The sequence below is a fragment of the Acinetobacter sp. 809848 genome, assembly GCF_000581275.1.
In the GTDB taxonomy this organism is placed as follows: Bacteria; Pseudomonadota; Gammaproteobacteria; order Pseudomonadales; family Moraxellaceae; genus Acinetobacter; species Acinetobacter pittii.
Genome location: NZ_JEXG01000203.1, coordinates 1 through 396 on the forward strand (window position 1 = coordinate 1; position 396 = coordinate 396).

Here is a 396-nt window from a genome sequence, read left to right on the forward strand (position 1 = left end):
ACCAACTCAGCTGAAAAAGATGCGGCAGCACTCAATGCTAAAGATGCTTTTGATGTATTGGTGATTGGTGGCGGTCCTGCGGGTGCAACGGCTGCGATCTATGCTGCACGTAAAGGCATTAACACTGGTATCGTGGCTGAACGCTTCGGTGGTCAAGTGATGGACACCATGGACATTGAAAACTTCACTTCTGTGCAAAAGACGCAAGGTCCTAAGTTTGCTGCCGAGATGGAAGCCCATGTTCGTGAATATGATGTCGATATCATGAACCTGCAACGTGTCAGCAAAATCACGGGTGCCAACCAGACTGCAAATGGCTTGGTTGCGGTTGAACTTGAAAACGGTGCAAAACTTGAATCGAAAACTGTAATCCTTTCTACAGGTGCACGTTGGAGA

Annotated in this window: 1 protein-coding gene; it reads left to right on the forward strand. The window is 47.7% G+C overall.

Going from position 1 to position 396, the window contains the following annotated elements; all coding sequences use genetic code 11:
• Window positions 1–396 (forward strand): FAD-dependent oxidoreductase (locus J536_RS24785; RefSeq protein ID WP_032064388.1); only part of this gene is annotated, 396 nt, incomplete at both ends.